The following is a 1718-nucleotide window of genomic DNA, read 5'->3' on the forward strand; positions in this document are numbered from 1 at the left end:
CCCGGCTTATTCATGAGGCAGGGCTGAAAATGAAGATGGCGAGTGGTTTTCTCTTGTAGAATCAAGATGTTCCTGGCAGAACACGATTCAAGAGGACCACTCGCCATGGGTGAAACCCTAACGACCTGGTCGCCCTCGTGCAACGGCTCTGTCCGTGTCGAGCTGAGCGGCCACCGCACCACCAGCGACAGCGGCGCTCTGCTGCTGCGTGAAGCCCTCGATAACAGCGGCGTGATCGAGGCGCTGGAGCACAACCTGGTTGATCGGCGCCACCCGCTGCGCATCCGCCATTCGCTGGCCAGTCAGCTGCGAACCCTGGTGCTGCAGCGTGCGATGGGTTGGATCGACCTCAGCGATACCGACACCCTGCGCCGTGATCCGCTCTGGCAGCTGGCCTGCAGCGATGCGCGTGGGATGACGCCCCTGGCGCAAGATCGGCCGTCTCAGGCCACGCTGTCGCGACTGCTGACCTGCCTCGGTCACGACGACAACATCGATGCCGTTCACGAAGGCCTGCTGCGTCTGGTGGTCTGGCGCCTGACCTCGCTGAAGCATGGCGAACGGCCCGAGCAGTTGACCCTGGATATCGACGGCCTGCCGATCGAGGTCCATGGCCACCAGGGCGGCTCGGCGTTTCATGGGCTTTACGGCGCACGGATTTACTCACCGCTGGTGGCCTCGCTGGCCGAAACCGGCGACATGGTGGGCGGCCTGTTGCGCGAGGGCAACGCCGGCCCTGCCGAAAACGCCGATACCTGGATCCCGCATCTGGTACGGCGCCTCAACGAGAGTACCGGGGCCCAGGTGCGGGTGCGCATCGACGCCGGTTTCACCGACAACGACACGCTGGAGGCGCTGGAGGATCGCGACATCGAGTACCTGGGCCGGCTGCGCAGCCATACGGGCCTTCAGAAGCTGGCGGCGCCACATCTGAAGCGACCACGAGGCCGGCCGCCCGTGCAACCTCGGGAGTGGTGCCACGACCTGGAGTACCAAGCCGGTTCCTGGCCGGCGCCACGGCGCGTGGTGCTGGTGGTACAGGAACGTCCCGATGATCTGCTGCTGCATGCCTTCTTCCTGGTCACCAACCTTGGCAAGTTCGACTGGCCGCCGGAGAAAATACTGGCGCTCTACCGCAAGCGCGGCAGCGCCGAGGCGCACATGGGCGAGGTCAAGTCGGCACTCGACGTGCATCTCTCGTCGACCGATCGCGGCGCCTCCACCGTTCAGGACGTGATGGCCCGCAACGAGGTGAGCCTGCTGCTGAGTCTCTACGCCTACCAGGTCCTGCATGGGCTGCGGCGCTTGCTGGAGAGTCGGACATACCAAGGGTGGAGCCTGAGCCGGATGCGCGAGCAGGTGCTCAAGGTCGCCGCCACACTATCGCTGCACGCCAGGCGCATCACCGTTCACCTTGGTGACGCTGCCGACAAATGGTGGCCTACCTTGCTGAAGGGGCTGCCGAGACTGACCGCGCTGAGTTGACGCCCTGGCGAGACCACCACGGCACCAGAAAGAGAGCGACCGCAGCGGCGGCCGGCGATCACGGCTGCTTTGACGGCTGCGATTGATTCCTGAACGTTATAGAAAGGCGGCAGAAAAGCAGTATCCAGGTATTACTCAGCGAACTCTCACGGCGTAGATACCGATCCTGATGACAGAAGCCGCCGGGCAGCAGCTTCAGACCGTCCGATCAGGGCCCTCGTGAATGAAGCGGG

1 protein-coding gene is annotated in these 1718 nt (G+C 64.3%); it reads left to right on the forward strand.

Features of this window, described 5'->3' with window-relative positions; translation table 11 throughout:
* The first annotated feature begins 66 nt into the window (after positions 1–66).
* Positions 67–1485: an IS1380 family transposase gene (locus M8009_RS18825; protein WP_250064018.1), complete on the forward strand. Its 1419-nt coding sequence runs from the start codon at positions 67–69 to the stop codon at positions 1483–1485.
* The last annotated feature ends 233 nt before the right edge of the window (positions 1486–1718 follow it).

The sequence above is a fragment of the Halomonas gemina genome (assembly GCF_023554995.1).
Lineage (GTDB): Bacteria > Pseudomonadota > Gammaproteobacteria > Pseudomonadales > Halomonadaceae > Halomonas > Halomonas gemina.

Bases quoted from the DNA above. Each gene is read 5' to 3' on its own strand.
- M8009_RS18825 (WP_250064018.1), top strand. From the start codon at position 67: ATGTTCCTGGCAGAACACGATTCAAGAGGACCACTCGCCATGGGTGAA.